At 41.1% G+C, this 16,872-nt stretch carries 14 protein-coding genes; 13 read left to right on the top strand and 1 reads right to left on the bottom strand.

Annotation, left to right across the window (positions count from 1 at the left end; all coding sequences use genetic code 11):
- Positions 1-949: 949 nt before the first annotated feature.
- Both N483_RS14045 and N483_RS14040 read left to right on the top strand, forming a co-directional pair.
- Entirely contained in the window at positions 950-1,990 is a 1,041-nt protein-coding gene (locus N483_RS14045; RefSeq protein WP_023399329.1) for a hypothetical protein, read from the top strand.
- Positions 1,991-2,104: 114 nt separating this feature from the next.
- Positions 2,105-3,910 carry a diguanylate cyclase domain-containing protein gene (locus tag N483_RS14040; protein WP_023399330.1) on the top strand — a complete coding sequence of 602 codons (1,806 nt, stop codon included), beginning with the start codon at positions 2,105-2,107 and terminating at the stop codon, positions 3,908-3,910.
- A 28-nt stretch (positions 3,911-3,938) separates the two neighbouring features.
- On the opposite strand, the gene N483_RS14035 is transcribed toward N483_RS14040, so the two are convergent.
- A complete protein-coding gene (locus tag N483_RS14035) occupies positions 3,939-5,009 on the bottom strand; it encodes a DUF3083 family protein (protein ID WP_023399331.1) in 1,071 nt (356 codons plus the stop codon).
- Between the two features lie 215 nt (positions 5,010-5,224).
- Here N483_RS14035 and N483_RS14030 point away from each other — a divergent pair, with 215 nt between their 5' ends.
- From N483_RS14030 to N483_RS13980, 11 genes are all read left to right on the top strand, one after another.
- Positions 5,225-6,466, top strand: coding sequence for a hypothetical protein (locus N483_RS14030; RefSeq protein WP_023399332.1), 1,242 nt, complete (start codon positions 5,225-5,227; stop codon positions 6,464-6,466).
- Between the two features lie 289 nt (positions 6,467-6,755).
- Entirely contained in the window at positions 6,756-7,337 is a 582-nt protein-coding gene (locus tag N483_RS14025; RefSeq protein ID WP_080672596.1) for an RNA polymerase sigma factor, read from the top strand.
- A gap of 366 nt (positions 7,338-7,703) precedes the next feature.
- Positions 7,704-8,219 (top strand): UpxY family transcription antiterminator, encoded by a 516-nt coding sequence (locus tag N483_RS14020; RefSeq protein WP_023399334.1) that lies wholly within the window; start codon positions 7,704-7,706, stop codon positions 8,217-8,219.
- Positions 8,216-8,647 (top strand): glycoside hydrolase family protein, encoded by a 432-nt coding sequence (locus N483_RS14015; RefSeq protein WP_023399335.1) that lies wholly within the window; start codon positions 8,216-8,218, stop codon positions 8,645-8,647. The genes N483_RS14020 and N483_RS14015 overlap by 4 nt, the downstream gene beginning before the upstream one ends.
- The gene (locus N483_RS14010) at positions 8,647-10,584 is read left to right on the top strand and encodes an ATP-binding protein (protein WP_023399336.1); all 1,938 of its coding nucleotides are present in this window, start codon (positions 8,647-8,649) and stop codon (positions 10,582-10,584) included. Before N483_RS14015 ends, N483_RS14010 begins: the two co-directional genes overlap by 1 nt.
- A gap of 1 nt (position 10,585) precedes the next feature.
- The gene (locus tag N483_RS14005) at positions 10,586-11,221 is read left to right on the top strand and encodes a Pvc16 family protein (protein WP_023399337.1); all 636 of its coding nucleotides are present in this window, start codon (positions 10,586-10,588) and stop codon (positions 11,219-11,221) included.
- Positions 11,222-11,318: 97 nt separating this feature from the next.
- Entirely contained in the window at positions 11,319-13,382 is a 2,064-nt protein-coding gene (locus N483_RS14000) for a tail fiber domain-containing protein (RefSeq protein WP_023399338.1), read from the top strand.
- Between the two features lie 15 nt (positions 13,383-13,397).
- Complete coding sequence (locus tag N483_RS13995) at positions 13,398-15,446, top strand: Ig-like domain-containing protein (protein ID WP_023399339.1); 2,049 nt, start codon at positions 13,398-13,400, stop codon at positions 15,444-15,446.
- Positions 15,447-15,554: 108 nt separating this feature from the next.
- A complete protein-coding gene (locus N483_RS13990) occupies positions 15,555-15,980 on the top strand; it encodes a hypothetical protein (RefSeq protein ID WP_023399340.1) in 426 nt (141 codons plus the stop codon).
- 54 nt (positions 15,981-16,034) lie between these two features.
- Positions 16,035-16,424 (top strand): hypothetical protein, encoded by a 390-nt coding sequence (locus N483_RS13985; RefSeq protein ID WP_023399341.1) that lies wholly within the window; start codon positions 16,035-16,037, stop codon positions 16,422-16,424.
- Positions 16,425-16,461: 37 nt separating this feature from the next.
- A complete protein-coding gene (locus N483_RS13980) occupies positions 16,462-16,857 on the top strand; it encodes a hypothetical protein (protein WP_023399342.1) in 396 nt (131 codons plus the stop codon).
- Positions 16,858-16,872: the final 15 nt, after the last annotated feature.

Raw genomic sequence — 16,872 nt, 5'->3', positions numbered from 1 at the left:
GATGTCACCCTGAACTTCGCAGCATGTCATCCTGAACTTCGCACGACGTCACCCTGAACTTCGCAGAATGTCACCCTGAACTTCGCACGACGTCACCTTGAACTTCGCACGATGTCACCCTGAACTTCGCATGATGTCATCCTGAACTTGATTCAGAATCCATATTCTTGATATTTGCTAGATTTTAGAGGCGATGACCTCAACAACTGTCAAGGCTACCCATTTCCCCGAGTATAAAAATGCGGGCTTTGTCATTGGACTTTTGCACCTGACTTGCATATCAGGAAGCGTCTTTGCCGCCTTCATTTGTTGTAGGCCTTTGAACTTAGACCCTGAAACAAGTTCAGAGTGACGGAGAGGGGGAATGTGATTGAGTTATTTATCGTGGTCGGTAGCCCTTTACACTTAGTCGTTTTACATCGCTGTTAGTCCATTGTACCGTCGTACTGAACTTGCGCGATGTCGCCCTGTACTTGCTTCGTTCGCACTACGCAGAATGTCATCCTGAACTTGATTCAGGATCCATATTCTCAATATTAGCTACGTTTTAGAGGTGGTAACCCCAACAACTGTCAAAACTATTAATTTCACTTTGCGCAAAAATAATGTCAGCACTGCGTGCATTGCCATTAGACTTTTGCACCTGCCTTGCGGGCCTGTTTGTTGGCACTATAGTAAAATTCATATGTTCGTATTTTCTCATGCTAATAATGAAATACTGTTGCTTTAATGGCAATAAAATCCTGGTGCACACGTAGTACATAGATAGACCGAAATTGTGCTCTCATTGAAAAAATAAGCTAACCTATTTCATCTCTTATTATTAGCTTTTGACTTTAATCTAACGACTTATTTATTTTTAATATTTATCTGTAATTGATTGTACTTGAAGTAATACCATAAACCCTGTTATAAACTTCTTTTCGGCATAATAACAATAGGTAACACTATGTCCAAAAAGGACTTTGTTAGTCATTTACTTACAGAATGTGATGTCATGATCCGTTACGCGTCAGGCGAAGGGAAAACCATGCCAAGCTATATTCCAAATACTGTTTATCAACTACAAAATAAACAAGCGGTAAATGATGGGGATGGCCTGAACCTGCTTTTAGAGCATGAGTTGTCAGCGCTGACTAAATGCCATAAAGAATTATCTTTACTTGTCTATCCAGCTAAACCGCTCACATTATCTATTATGGACAAAGAGTCAAGTTCCGTTAGTTTGTTGAGGTTTTTAGGTCCAGTAAAGCTTGTTCGACATATGTCTTTACTTGCACTATTTTTCTTAGTTTCAATCATTGCATTATCAATTTCACCAGAAGTAAACCAAAAGACAATCAATGAGGGGCTATTTAATTCAGAGGGCAAAGTATTATTGCTCAACCAACTATTTCTATTATGTTGTGCAGGGCTTGGAGCCACATTCGCGTGTTTACACAAATCTCGCAGCTTTATTCGCATGTGCAACTACGACCCTAAGTTCGATTCGACATATTGGTCTATGGTGATAATGGGCTTTATGGCTGGTTTGATGATTGCCGAGTTAATCCCCACTCAAGAAATTACCCAAAATCATTCTTCCTTAGGTGACTTTCACAAACCTTTGGCAGCATTGCTTGGAGGTTTTTCCGCAGATGTTATTTATAGTGTCCTTAGTCGTTTGGTGGAGGTTGTGAACCAATTGATGGGAAGTGCTGATCAAAAAACCAAAGAGAAGGTAAAAAATACGCTTACACAAGCCGAGTTAGCTGAACAATTACAACAGCAAAATAAAGATATTCAAGACTCTATTTCTCAGAATCAGAAAATAAACCAACACTTGCTGTCGACTATTGCAGATGAGCTTACTGTCTCACAGAAAAGCCAAGAGCAATTAGGTTTGCCAATGGAGTCAATGAAAAAATCTACTGCAATGAAGCCTACATCGTCTGTACAGACCGCTCGAAAGGTTACTTTGAATAAAGCGGAGGCAGCGGTAGCTGAATAATACTCATAATTATGTGCCTTGAAAGTATAGATAAAACTAGAGCCTGTAATTTATTGTACATTCTAAAATAAAGGATTACATTTAAAACGAGTGTTACAAAACAGGCTTGTCTATTTGCAATTATTTATCGTTTTCGCTGTTACCTTGCTTTGCTCGTTATCTGTATCCGCTTTTACTAAAAAGCAGTTGTTGGAGCATGAATTGCAGGTGGTCTCATCACCTTCTCTTGTGCTGTCCATGCAAAATCCACCTGCTGATATAGATAATGTATTTTGGTTAACCCTAAAGGCTCGGGCTGCTTTTTTTCGTGGAGATATCCAAGCTGCATCCTCGTATTTCGATGTAGTAAAATATAATGTACAAGATGCACCGTTACAGCTATCTTCAGGCTATTGGTTTCTATACCGCGCTTTTTTCTCTATAGAACAGGGTGACTTGGATAAAGCAAAGCAATATATTAACCAAGCTCGTTTAAGCTTCACTCACAATAAAGCGACTGATTTTCTTATCCGAACCTATGCTATGGAAGCCGTCATTTCCGTCTGGCGCGAAGAATACAGTTTCGCTCTAAAGTCGTTACAATCCGCTCAAAGCTATATGTCGAGAGGAAATTCTGAGCTCGATAGTATTACAAAATTGATGGTTTTTGATGGTCTGACAGCCTATTATTCAACATTGAAATTTTATGTTAAAGCACTGGGCTATGCGCACCAAGCACAAGAGCTGGCGAGTAAACACAATAATATTTTGGATGGCTTACCGGTAAAGTACAACCTTTGCTTGACCTTACTTAGGGCACAACTTATTGACAAGGCTGAGCTGTGTTATCAGCAAATGTATAAGTTATCTGAACAGCATAACTTGCCGAGATATCAATTTTGGTCTCTTTCAGGGCTTGGCAAAATAGCCCTGTCAAAAAAAGATTTTAGCAAGGCTATTTCGAACCTAAAAGCGGCTCAAAATACCCAGCATAATGCGATTATTAACCCAGCACATATTATTGTATTACATAACAATTTGGCTTATGCGTACTCTCAGGTTAAGCAGTTTGATAGTGCGCTTGCGCAAATCGTTCAATCCAAATCAGTACTTAAGTCATATCACAGTCCATTGAATAACCGCTATGCTCGTCAGACGCTTAAAATTGAAGCCGATGTGCATCAATCGAAGCAAGATCTACCACAAACCATTTCCACATTGCGTACCTACATTAAGTTACTGGAAGATAACACGGCACAATCGCAAGAAAGGTTAGAGCATAATGCAATTGGGGCAGCTGTTTTCGACAGAAAAGACCTACAAATGGGTACCCCACAGCAAGGCAATGACTATATCTCAAGTTCATTCCAACGCAAGGACCAAGAGCTCACAAAGGCGTACATTATAATTGGTTTATTGGTCACGGTTTTACTGGTCGTGGTTGTGTACTACAGACAATCTAGAAGTAACTTAACCAAGGTGTTGCATTACAAAGATCTGAATACTGGCCTATACAATCGCCGCTATTTTATTGAGCAGTTTGAGCGGATTACCAATAATGGTCTTGATTACGCTATGGCCCTTATCGAGTTCGATACAGACAATACTAACGAGTACGATAGATCTTTACTTAGCGAAAAAGAAGTTAAGTTTGCTGCGGAGCAGTTATCAATGCAATTTAGAGATGACGGTGACTTAGTTTGTAGGGTGAGTGAGCGTGAGTTTGTGATCTTGTGTCAGGGCATGAAAAAACCAGTTTTACAAAAGCGTTTATCTGTATTACAGCACTTTTTTACAGCGCAAAAGCAGTTACACCCTATCAACTTTTCTGGTGCACTAATATGCTCAGAAGAGGGCGACTTTGGTAATATTTTTGCAGAGCTGGAGAGTCGCCTTATTCATGTAAAACGAACAGCGCATGGACAGGTCGTTGCCTTTTAAGCACCTGCCCAATACACCTTTAGTATTATTAATAGCTATAGCTAATGTGTTGGAAAAAGCGCATAGTCACGTCTTGTTTTTCAGGATTTATAGGTAACTGGGTAACAAAACGTCTTACCATGGTTTCAACATTATTCATAAATTTACCGTAACCAGCATCTTTGTTATCGCTATCATTTGCAACAAGGACAAAATGCATTACATCGCATAAGTGAGTGGCGTCCCATATTGTGTGGGTTTGTCCATCAACCAAAGAGGTATCAAAGCTGAGTTTTTGAAGCTCTCTGTTATGGGCTGATTTGTCAATTTGGCTATTGCGAATAATGGGCATTCTTCCATCAGCGACAAAACCGACATGCGACAATTGAAGTTGGCTGCATGTTGTTAACAGCATATCTTCAATATGTCTGTAAAATGCGCCGTAGTCGCCAGGGCGTAACAAGTGCTGATATTCGGTTTTAATGGCACGAGTAATCGGGACAGAAAAGGTCACATAAGTTATTTCACTGTGTGCTTCGGGTAACGAGCAATTACGAGCTTGGTATCTAGGATACAGGCTTCTTAACTTGTAGCCATATGTCTCTCTGTGACCCTTAATTTTGGAGAAAATGTCATAAGTTAGATGTTGATGATCTCTGACTTTGAAGCTTATATTTTCTTCTTCATACTGAGTTTGAAGCGCGTCCAGTGCACGTTTAACTTTACTATGAAATGCTGCCGCATTTGCTCTTAGCTCATCACCAGTTGCCAAAAACAACAGTCGAATCTTTCTCGCTTGATGACCTTCATCACTATAAATTTTGTGCGCTTCATGATACTTAGGGTTGTAGAAAAATAAAATTTGTTTGTCTGTTTGTAAGCTATATGCTTCTTCGTGGTAGCGCACAACAGGGAGCTTATCGTTGACAATAAGCTGTACGTTGTAAAGTTCATATTCATCACAAAGCGCAAACAGCTTTCTAGCGAGGCGCTGATAAGCACTTTCAACGTCGTCGAAACGATCATAGAAAGAGCTTTCAGGCTTAAATTCCGCCAAGATATAGTGGTTATTTCGAGCATTGGTTGGAATATAGACGCGATGTAAATTCAATGATGCCATTTTTAGTCCTTAACGATACACCTAGTTTTAGCTCATATTATTGAATTTAAATGACGATTTTATTGCGCTGGAACAAAAGTTGTCACATTGTTACAAGATCAAGTGTAACAATTATTAACGAGCCGGGTGTATTTGTACCGTAAATTAGAATAGCTCATTGGACAAGTAAATGATTCTCGTTTAAAGTTTGTGTAGTTGATATAGGAACTTTGAAAATGAATTTATTGCCTTTAAGCGATCGGTCTCTCAATTTTATAGCATTAGCAGCTGCCAACAAAAATAATGCAAATTCATGCGATCTCGCCATTTTGGAAGGGCATTATGACATTGATGTGCTAACAGAATGTGTCAATAAGATCGCAAGCACACATCCAATCATGCAAAGCCGTGTTGTTAAAAAGGGGTTTAGATATTATTGGCAATTTGATGCACAGCTTTACCCAGAAAAGCGATTTTTAGACTGGAGTGAGCAATATAGTAATGTTGAGCAATGGCATGCGGCTCTCCGCCAGTTTGTCATTGATAATCCCATAGATCCTTTTAACGGCTCTGGGGTTGCATTTGTATACGTTAAATTTAGGTCATACAGTGCGCTGATGTTTCTATCGTCACACGCTGTGTCAGATGCTCGAAGCGGTTATATTTTATTTGAGCAGTTGCATGCATTGCTGACTGATCAACCGATCCCAAATCAGGATAATAGTTTTTGTGAAGATCATTTGCTTTTTGATAGCGTGACCTATCAAGCGATGTTTAAAGCCGCAGCCCGTCTAGCATGTGAGTTATTCAAGGCAAAAAAAACAATTCCTATCAAGGCCTCAGGGCAGTGGCAGATTGACTATCACGACCTTGGCGTTGAAGCCACTGAGTCTGTTCTGGCGTGGGCAAGAAAGTATCAGTTTTCGGCAAACGTTGTACTGAACTATGTATTCAACAAGGTGTTAAACAATGGCAAAAAATACACCATGATAGAAACCATGTCGGTACGTGCACTGTCTAGCCGAAATTTGTCTTCATCATATAACAACTTAATTCTGTCATTTGGCTCGGATATAGGTGGTGATAGTAATTGGATGCAAGCATATCAATCACGTTTAAACAGGTTGAAATCAGGTGACCATACAGTTCATCAAGCTGAGCAGCGTTTGCAGTCTTTGTCAATAAACTTGATGCCCAGGCGAGGGCTTAAGTTACTCGTAGATAGCTATAAAAGATTATTTCTTAATGGTAATGTGATCTTGTCAAATTTAGGGAAATTAGAGTTTGATTTAAAAAGTATCGGAAAATGTAAAATTATTGATATTTATAACTTTAGTGTTCCATTACCTCCAGCAGGATTGGCGATTGTCGTCAGTACTTATCAAGGAAGATTGCGAATTTCGTATGCTCATGAGGGTGGGGATATTACGTCTATCAAACGTGCTGTTGAGTGTGAAATCGCCTCGCTTAATGAGTAATTAGTCGTGTTGAAAGCATGCAAAACATGGCGGCAAGTTTTTAGTGAATGTTGACGCCACAATGATTAAGTGAGCATGCATTTTGTCTCTCTCATCATAACACTTTTTGTAATTGCGATTACGGGAAATTATGTTCACAACACCGCCTATTCTCGATTGAATTATTTTGTTCTACACAGAATTTGGTTATACATCAATTAAGTAATGGTTTATATATTGTATTAATTTTGTTTTCACATAATTCTTAAATGTACGTCTTTCCTCCGATATAAATTTTTTTATTGGAGAAATGATGTTACATACAGGGGAGTTAGTTGCAGCGAAACAAAGGCAACTAAAAGGACATAGTGAGTTTTGGACAATTTGGTTAGAAAACAAAGAAAAGTTATTAAGCTGTTGTCACCGATGGCTGAGAAATGATGGCGATAAGGTTGAAGATGTTTTAGCTCTGACATGTGAAAAAGCATTTAGAGCTTATAGTCAGTCAAACTATAAGATAGAAAATGAATTTGCTTGGTTGTGTCGTATTGCTCATAACTTATGTATGGATGAGCACAGGGCAAAAGCAAAACATCAAGATATTGTGAATCACGTATCCGAATTACCCGACCATTTTTTTTTCGCAGATAACCAATCCGCATCATTAGAAAGCGACCACTGGAATACCAGTTTATATAATAAGCTCGTTAAAGAAATCGCTATACTACCCACAGACCTACGCTTGGTAATGCAATATAAATTTTTATACGAAATGGAATACGCCGAAATTGCATCCAGGCTTCAACTATCACTAGAAAATGTGAGGAAACGAGTACAACTAGCGCGGCGTCAATTGATCAGTCTTAAGGAAGAATATAAGAAGTACAGTTAAGACTTAATAAAACTTAAAATTTAGTATGAAAATAATAATATAAAAACTCTATACAGTCTCAGTGCATATCAATAAATTAATTCACAAATATCGATAGCTAGCGTTTATAAGTTGCTAGGTTTTTGAACATTAGCCCAACCTTTAAAGTGGCCTCTGTACTGAGGCCACTTTCTATTTCAACTGCAATTTACAGACTTCGTTTTAGATATCATCGAAAACTTTTCACAAAAAATATGTTGCTTCGTCAGTAGGGTATTACATTCGCAATAACCAGCCTAAAGCTGTTTATTGTTAAATCAATCAATAAGACTTTTCCGACTTGTCCCACGTTGTGGGAGATGTGGCGGAGCGTTTCTAGGATTTGAGATGACAACAATAAGAAATTGGTACGTTGTTTATACTAAGCCGAATACAGAAAAAAAATTCACGGAGCAAGTTTCGTGTATTAAAAGTGGTTGCGATGTCTTTTTACCTTTGCAGGTTGAAAAAAAGCAATGGAGCGACCGTGTAAAATCTATATCCACACCTTTGTTTAAATCATACGTGTTTGTTTATGTGGATGACTTTGAATACCACCATATTAAGCGCCTTAATGGCTTTGTTGACTACATTAAATTCAACGGTAAGCCTAGTATCGTAAGTCCTACCGAGGTAGCCAAAATTAAAGCCGTTATTGCATCTGGATATCGATGTGAGCCTGTCCCAAATCAATTGTCTGTTGGCTGCATAGCTGAGATAAAAGTGGGGGCTTTAAAGGGGTATCAAGGAAAATTACTTGAGCACAAGAATGATTCCGTATTTGCAATAGAGATTCAAGGCTTAGATCAAAGTTTACTGATGTCTGTACCTAAGGATATGTTGCAGATTGTGGAGGCATCATGAAGCGGTCTGTTTCACAAGAAGCCATTGAGTCTTTAAAAGTGCAATTGATTTGCCACGAAGGGTTGATCTGCAAGCCAACCCGAAATGCGCAGGGAGAACTGATAATAGGTGTTGGCAGAAAACTAGAGCATGTGGGAGTGAGTGAACAAGAAGCTGAGCGCATGTTGGAAAACGATATCACGAGTTTAATTCGAATACTGACCCATGAGTTACCGATTTTTAACCAACAGAGTGAATTGCGAAAATTAGTGCTTGTAAATATGGCATTTAGTATCGGTGTCGAAGGGTTAAAGAAGCTGAAAAAGCTATTAGCTGCGCTGTGTGTTGAAGACTATACATTGGCCGCTGATGAAATTTGGCATGGTGGATGGATAAGTGAGCATAGTGATAGGGCCATGGAACTGGCGATTATGATGAAGCAGGGGTGATGACGATGAATTCAACTGCGCAGCAGGCCCAATCACAGATTAAAATTGAAAAACAGCTTGCACAGCAGTTTTTCAAAGTTGGTGCTGCACTGGCAAACAATGATCAGGACTTGCAACAAAATTTGGCTGCACTGCAAAAAGTCTTAGATAAACTCGTTCACACACCTAGGTTTGAACTTGTAACCCGGGTTTTTTCACTCGAAGACTTTGAAGCCAGACTGATCGCATTAATCTATATCCAAACTCTTGAGCCTGACATTTTAACGCCTTATCTAGGTTTAAGTTGGTATGAGCAAGGGCCGCTACTGAGCTTGGATAAATTACTATTCCTTTGTCAATTTGGTGGTAAACGACAACTGCTTGCTCAAGGGGTTTTTTGGTGCTCTGCATTTAAATGGGGCCTATTGCACGCCGGCTCTGTGCCAAAGTTGCACGAAGGTGTTGGCTTGCATTCATATCTTTTGCAATTTTTGCAAACTGGGAAAGTTGTTTTGGCCCCAGAGCATCCCATAAAAGTGTTTGAGGATATAGAAACTGATCCGGTGTTTCTCGCTTGTAGCGAGAAATCGTGGGATCCCGAGCAAGCCAATTGCTTTTCTATCAATACAAAGGAGTCAGAAACAGCGAGATGGTACGCACAGCAGCTCGCTGCTAAATCAGATGCACTATTTGGCGTTATAAATAACGAGCAATTCGGTCAGCTCGAGAGCACCGACATGCTGCAAATACTTGCAGGCGTCATATTGGCGGCGAATGGCCAACGCATATTTCTCTATTTATCTGATTTTGAATGCCTTTTACCAATTGAAAATAAGCTACTTTCAAATCAGTGCCTAGTTGCAGCTAAGCTCCACTTATTTTCATTAAATTTGGGCCTTGTCGATAAAACACAGTTTAAGCCACATTTGGTCGAGTATCACGCGCCAAGTATCGACTCTTTGGCACGAGTTTGGAATACGCTATCACCAAATCACGATGATAAACAGGCTCATTCAATTGCCGCTCGATATCCAGTGTCCTTGTATAGAATGAACGAATTGGCACAGCAAGCGAAAGCTCACTCTAGTTCATCGTTTTGGCCTGCTTTGCAAGAGTTATGTTTACGGGAACTAAATCAAGGACCTGAGGAGTTAGCTAAGTTATCAGAGCCACGCTTTATGTTATCAGACATGGTTTTATCGTCTACTACTGCCGATCAGCTGACTGAATTAGTCGGGCGAGTTGAAATGCAGTCCCACCTCAAATTGAAGTTACCGAGGTTCACTCCAGGGTGCAAAGCACTATTTTGGGGAAAACCAGGTACGGGGAAATCTATGGCGGCTGAGGCCATTGCTGGAGAATTGCAGTTGCCACTTTACGTCGTGAATTTGGCAAATATCGCCAGTAAATGGATTGGAGAAACAGAAAAGCACCTTGCAAAGTTGTTTGACGAAGCTCAGAAGCACAATGCAGTGCTGATGTTTGACGAAGCCGACGCGGTTTTTGCTAAACGCAGTGCAGTTGAGTCTAGCCAAGATAAAAACGCCAATATGGGGGTGAGCTATCTACTTCAACGTATGGAACACTACAGCGGGTTGCTGTTGCTAAGTACCAATTTAAAATCGAATCTAGACGATGCATTTCTGCGCCGTTTCCATAACGTTATTGAATTTACATTGCCGACACCATCACAAAGGTTTCAAATATGGCGCCAAGTACTTGCAAGCAATGCAAACGAAGTTCTGATGCAATCCATCGATGACTTGGCGCAGCGATTTGAACTCAGCGCCGCGCAAATTATTAATATAACTGAATCTGCATTATTACAACGTTTAATGGTGCAGGAAGCGCACATTGATCCTATCTCATTGGCTAATGCACTTAAAAGAGAGCTTGCTAAACAGCATGAAGGGTTTATGGCGCAGCATGAAATTAAAGCTTGGTTGCAAGGAAACTAATATGGACCCAAAAATTGTTTATAACACACAGCAGGCACTGGAAACCTTTTTAACAGAGCGGATCTTGTCAATGAGCAAGGGAGTAGACGCGGAGTTAGAAGGCGATATCGCGCTGAGCTTTGTCGCGCCAGATAAGGCATTTTATGACAATAAAGTGAGCGACGAACCAACTGTAAACTGTTATTTGATAGGTGTGGCTGAAGACGTAACTCGTCGACAAAGCGAGCCACCAAGAAGTTATTTGAATACGGCGCAAACCCACCGCGTATATCATAAAGAGCCTAGATTTGTTTCCCTCACTTATATGTTGACAGTGTGGAGTAAAGCGGATGCAGGAAGTGCAGAGTTGGAGCATATGGTACTCAGTTATTTGCTATGTGGGTTAGGTGCGTATGACTTTTTGCCAGAGGATATTCTTGAAAAGCACGGAGTGGACGACAAACCCTATGGTGTTCGCACTCAGTTATTTGGCAATGAACACAGTGAAAAGGTCAGTGGGCAGGTTTGGCAGGCTTTAGGGTCAACGCCTAAACCAACGTTATTACTGTCGTTGTCATTACCTGTGCCAGTGTTTACTCCGGATATCTTACCTATTGTCCAAGACATTGAAACGCAAATGAATAATAAACAGGCTTAAGACCTTCATCAATAATCTAGCTCTATTTTACTTGCTACTCCTAACTCCCCTGAGTAGCAAAGCTTCTTAATTTACGACTAATCACCAAAGGTTAACTATGAAACATTCAGAACTTAATACTGAACTCCGTGGCTATTTCGAAAATGGAGACATCCCAACCGAACAGGAATTTGAAAAACTGATCGATGCAGCGACAGACAACAGCACCACGTTTAGCTTACTGGCACATTTATTTGGCACAACAGTTGATTGCGCAATTAGTGACATGATTGAAGACTTAAATAATACAGACACTTTGGCAGACGCGCTCGAGCCTTACTCTCTGGTCCCAGGAGAGCGTGTCATTTTATACCAGCAAAATAATGCCTCAGAGAATGGAGTGTATATTTATAGTCTGGTTGAGGCTGAACAGAGTGCTACGCCAAGCCTGACAAAACAGTCTGTCAACGAGTTTGAAGGGATGCTGATTAAGGCCAATCGATCTTTGGACGATAGGGCGAGCTACTATCACTACGTTATGCAAAGCGACTTACAAAACTTAGATTGGTCCAAAATTGAGAATTTTGATGTACCTGAATACTACTCTGAACACCTTCAAAATGCCCGTTTCCCAGCAACAGTAGACTTGACTCAACAAGGTGATATTGCCAATAGCCGACTCACGGCAAGTTACTTAGTTGGTAATGGTGAAGCGATAACAGATCTGAATAACAATAGCTTACCTGCGCAAATCGATTTGACTCAAGTAGCAAATGACTCAAGTATCACTGCTAAACATATTGTCGGCGATGGACAATATTTGACTAACTTAGACGCAGGTGAACTTACATTAGGTCAAGTGCCGTCACAGAGACTGAACTTTGCGCATATAGATGACTTGAAACTCGGCAGTGACGAAAAGATATTAAACGCAACTCAGGGCCATTGGTTGAATCAAAAAATTCAATCGTTAGGTGCCTACACCTTCAATGAAACCGTGGTTACTTGTGCAGAGACGCAAGTCAGTATTGACCCTGCATTGCCACTAAACACATTAGATGGTGTTGCGCTTCAATATGGTGACCTAGTGCTGTTAAATGCGCAATATGACCCCCGTGAAAATCGAATTTGGCAAGTTCAAATAGATAAAACGTTGGCAATCCCGACGTCAGACATCACTTTGTACCCTGGTGTTGCTGTGGCAATTGCGGCAGGTACTCAACATCAACACAAGGTATTTGTATTAACCTCTCAGTTTACAGATGCACAAGGGCGCAATGAAAACCATTGGCAAGCGACTGCTCAGATAACACTGCCAGGGGCTGGGATTAAAGTCATCAATAACCAACTAGGAGTTGATGTCGCTACGCCAGCAGATATAGAAGCGGGTGTATCGGATAAGTTACTTGATGCAGCACAATTTAAAGCACAGCAATCGTCGGGTTCTGATGCGTTAAAAGCAGATTATAATGCCAAAATCACAGTTCAAAAAGAGCGCATTGATAGCATATTAGAGGCCAGTGACGCTGATGCTGATTCATTTAAAGAAATCGTAGACCTCATCAACTCTGTTGATACCGAATCAGATGAAGCATTTGCCAATTATGTATTGACCAATGATGCCCGTAGTTCGCAACTAGAAAGTGACTTGACGAACGAAACAAATACTCGTTCGCAGCAGGTGTCTTCATTGCAAACTAGCTTGCAGCAAGAAATTAATAATAGGGTGGCTGACTCGGCAAATCGTTATACAAAACCGGAATCTGACCAACGTTTTCTAAAAGCAGTGAATACCAAGTTAGTAGGTCAAGTGGATATATCACAGGCGACTTTTGCAGGCGACATGGCTGTAACGGGCGCAATTACTGCGACTGGTGATGTGACGGCATTTTCAGATGCTCGGTTAAAATCAAATATCAAAACAATTGATAATGCGCTAGATGTGGTCAATCAATTAGAGGGGGTGACGTTTGAGCGTGTTGATACACGTTCTGATAGACGCTATACAGGCCTGATAGCCCAAGATGTAGAAAAAGCCTTTCCAGAGGCCGTCTATAAACAAGATGAGCACCTATCGGTTGCGTATGGCAACCTCGTTGGATTGCTGGTTGAAAGCATTAAGGAACTCAACAATAAAGTGACTAGTCTGCAAAGCCAGTTAGTGGAACATGAGTCCAAATAACAGGGATAAAGTAAGATGACGTTACAAACAAGTGGTCCAATTTCGCTCAAAGATATCGGTGATGAATATCGAGATGAGCAGCCTCATGAGCTAGGCTTTTTTAGTGAGCATGTTAATAAACTACCAGGCGACACCATAGCTATCAGCGAGTTTTACGGAAAGTCTGCTAAGACTATTCGATTACAAGACAAGACATTTGAAGTTTATACGCAACGCTCTGCAATTATTCCCATTGCTAATGTGCTCGATGGTAGTTTTGATGAATACAGTGATGGGCAAGATCCCGTTAGCTTAATCGCGGTACACAACCCGCAATTTGGCACTGTACGAATAGATGGTGCAAATATTGAATTTACATCGACAAGTGGTGTGGGGAGCGCTGCGCGCTTTGATTATGTTGTTGAAAACAGCATTGGGATCAGAAAAACCCATTTTGTAACCATGTCAGTTGTGGCCGTTCCACCAATCGTCTGCAACCCCGATACATTCTCTTTGCAACAGGGAGAATCAATTTATATAAGCAAGCAGCAATTAATTGCAAACGATGAAGATGGTTCAGGCACGGGCTTGTCTTTGGTCGGAGTGGCTAACGCGCAAGGAGGTACTGTATCACAAAGCGGAGATACCATTACTTTTGTCTCAACAGGCCTTGCTGAGCAGCCAGCGCAGTTTAATTATCGGGTAAGAAACGGCCACGGTGTAGAGCAAACTGGTACTGTGTATATCAATATTACTCCATTGCCAGAGCTTGAGTCGTTTGTCTATCGCACTGAGGAACAATCTGATCAAGCGAGGCAAAGCTATAGCCCTCCGACGATGCAAGATATCTTTAACAATTGGGCGAGATTCAACGGCAACGAGTACTTTTTAAATAAGCAAGATGCGGAGGCGCGCAACAGTGCCAACGCCAAAGCTTGGTATTACAATGCGCCGACAGATAGCGTAGTAATGCCTCTGAATGTCTCTCCGCCAAATGGATTTGTGTCAGCGGAAAAAGTAGACAATTACACGTTAGAAGCAACCTTAAGTTCGGACAGTAGTGATAACGATACCATCGGAGTTGTTGCAGCATTTGTCAGAGAAGGCAGTATAAATTATGTGTTGACTATTGTACTCAATACGGGCGGAACACCTCCTAGCTCCACCGGTTGCGGGGTGTATTTTGGCTACGTAGGTGTTGGATCTGGTGGGGATAAATTACTCGGACAATATAATATAGGTACTGGCGGTGGTTGGAGTAATAAACGAGTAAGGGTAAAAGTGCAGCGTCAGGGAGACATATTTAAGTTTTATGTCACACCTTGGAATCAAACAGACAACTTCCAGTCGGCCAGTGAAATTGTTGTTGATTTGAATGGTGATGCTGATCTACACCGCTTTAAAGGAAAACAGTCATACGGTTACATCACTTACTCGCAACCAAATTCGACTTATTTAGACACCGATTTACGCGGTGGCTTAGATGTTTCAAAAATCTACGATGCGCAAAACAACTATGTCTGGGAGTACATCAGCGGCAGTTGGCAGCGTATTGCAGGAAGTATTCAAAGTCACTTGGGCTACATTCGAAAAGTGTTTAACCCACAAAGTAAAGAACGCTTTTTAATCTCTCAAAATGCGGTTACTTATATTGGTAACTTGGTTGATAAGAACCAGTGGAATGATTCCTACTTGTTGAATGAGACGCAGAATGTTTTGGCAGATCAAACGCTATCGCAAAATGGTGCTCCTACAGGCAGACGTATCTTGGCGCTCTACACGGCTGGTAAAGAAGAGAAAAACTACCTTAAAGAAAAGCCAAGCGTTTCGACAACATCTGCGCATACTCACCATAACAGCAACCCAGGTTTTAATAACTTAGGTGCGAAAAACTGGTTTGCGGACAACCAAATAGATTTGACAATTACCGACTTTATTGGCGGCACGGTTGTCATTGAGGGCGGTATTGTTGGACGCATCACGCGAATAGGCAACGACAACGGCACCAGCGCTTTTGTGCACTATCAGGTTACGGATTATCGCTTATTTGAGCATATCCCTGATGTCTCTTCCCAATCTCTTTAGTACATACGCCGCAAAGTAGAGACATTGCGGTGGTTTTACTGAAGCACTTTATTTTCTAACCCATAGCGCACCAGTTCAGGTGCGCCACATTTATCCAAGGAGGCCACTATGGCTCAAAAAACACTTTCAGGTATTCTCGCAGCTATCGATGCAGAGCAAATCGCGGTAAATATGACTGCAACCAAATCTCTATACCGCTATACAGGTATTATTGATCGTGTAAATGCAGTCAAAAAAGACACCAATGTTGATTTATCGACAGCAAACAATGATAACTTTTTAACCAATACATTAAACCTCGCGGATGGTGATAAAATTTTGCTTACCAAGCAATCTACGCCATCTCAAAACGGGGTTTACCAAAGAATTGCAGACACTTTGAATAAAATTACTTATCCAAATGTAGAACTGGGTAACTTAGTTGAGTTGCTTGGTACTCCGCCTACGTCTTCCACAGTGTTTTATAAACTGATGGATGGCGATCAATGGGGAGAAGTGTTGCTCAGTGATGGTGCCATTGCTGCGGCCGTATAACTCGTTGACCAAGTGAATTCACTTGGTCTTTTTACATTGAGGTGAGCACCATCAATGATTAATAAATATATAAATATTAACGCGCTACTCAATCGTATTGTCGATCATCAACAACATGTAGAGCGCTTTGTGGGTTTTATCGGTGTTGTTGACCGAGCGTTTCAGGTGCCTATGAACATCGCGCGGCCGCTGCCGCCAAGTGATTGGCAGTCTACTGTCCTGTTAACTGCACAACAAAACCTGAGTGAAAATGGGTTGTATCAAATTGACGAGCGGGGGCTATGGCAATCGCTTCCCACAGATCTAGAGCCTGGCAATATCGTGGCACTTGGTAGCCAAAACCCAGAGTCGAATCGATATTTTAAATTGATTGAAATTAACTTACAAAAACAGATTTGGCAGCCTTTTGAGTTGAGTGGACTAAACCCGTTGCAGGTTCAATAGGTGTAAATCGGGTGGGTACAATTGAGCGGGAAACAGTATGGCTAATCTGCTGAGGAAAACTCTAAAGTCGTTCTTTAAACGTGGTAAAAAACCAACGGAATCACAATTTGCACAGTGGTTAGATGCGTGCTTACTGCAAGGTGAAGATGGCATTGAAAAGAGCGAGAATGGTCTTGAAATTAGGCAAAACTTGAGGATTAAAGGTGATCTGACGGTCGAAGGCACATTTTGGCTTGCTAAGCACTGGCAGTCATCGCCGTCTGATGTCGAAACTCAGTCGCCAGAATCGCTCCCTGAGGGCGCAATTTTTTTATGGTATGGTTCCAAGCTACCCCCGGGCTACGGGCTTTGCAATGGTAAAGAAGGAAAACCTTTACTGCATGCACCGCTCAATAGCGCCCATCAACTCCAGTACATTATTAAATTGCCATAACCTTATACAAATAAC

It is taken from the genome of Pseudoalteromonas luteoviolacea NCIMB 1944 (assembly GCF_001625565.1).
Classification (GTDB): domain Bacteria; phylum Pseudomonadota; class Gammaproteobacteria; order Enterobacterales; family Alteromonadaceae; genus Pseudoalteromonas; species Pseudoalteromonas luteoviolacea_F.
Note: the sequence above shows the minus strand (reverse complement) of the source record. Positions and strands in the feature narration are given on the sequence as shown.

Coding starts and splice junctions, on each gene's coding strand:
- N483_RS14045 (WP_023399329.1), top strand. CDS start 950: ATGTCCAAAAAGGACTTTGTTAGTCATTTACTTACAGAATGTGATGTC.
- N483_RS14035 (WP_023399331.1), bottom strand. CDS start 5,009: ATGGCATCATTGAATTTACATCGCGTCTATATTCCAACCAATGCTCGA.
- N483_RS14030 (WP_023399332.1), top strand. CDS start 5,225: ATGAATTTATTGCCTTTAAGCGATCGGTCTCTCAATTTTATAGCATTA.
- N483_RS14025 (WP_080672596.1), top strand. CDS start 6,756: ATGATGTTACATACAGGGGAGTTAGTTGCAGCGAAACAAAGGCAACTA.
- N483_RS14020 (WP_023399334.1), top strand. CDS start 7,704: ATGACAACAATAAGAAATTGGTACGTTGTTTATACTAAGCCGAATACA.
- N483_RS14015 (WP_023399335.1), top strand. CDS start 8,216: ATGAAGCGGTCTGTTTCACAAGAAGCCATTGAGTCTTTAAAAGTGCAA.
- N483_RS14010 (WP_023399336.1), top strand. CDS start 8,647: ATGACGATGAATTCAACTGCGCAGCAGGCCCAATCACAGATTAAAATT.
- N483_RS14005 (WP_023399337.1), top strand. CDS start 10,586: ATGGACCCAAAAATTGTTTATAACACACAGCAGGCACTGGAAACCTTT.
- N483_RS14000 (WP_023399338.1), top strand. CDS start 11,319: ATGAAACATTCAGAACTTAATACTGAACTCCGTGGCTATTTCGAAAAT.
- N483_RS13995 (WP_023399339.1), top strand. CDS start 13,398: ATGACGTTACAAACAAGTGGTCCAATTTCGCTCAAAGATATCGGTGAT.
- N483_RS13990 (WP_023399340.1), top strand. CDS start 15,555: ATGGCTCAAAAAACACTTTCAGGTATTCTCGCAGCTATCGATGCAGAG.
- N483_RS13985 (WP_023399341.1), top strand. CDS start 16,035: ATGATTAATAAATATATAAATATTAACGCGCTACTCAATCGTATTGTC.
- N483_RS13980 (WP_023399342.1), top strand. CDS start 16,462: ATGGCTAATCTGCTGAGGAAAACTCTAAAGTCGTTCTTTAAACGTGGT.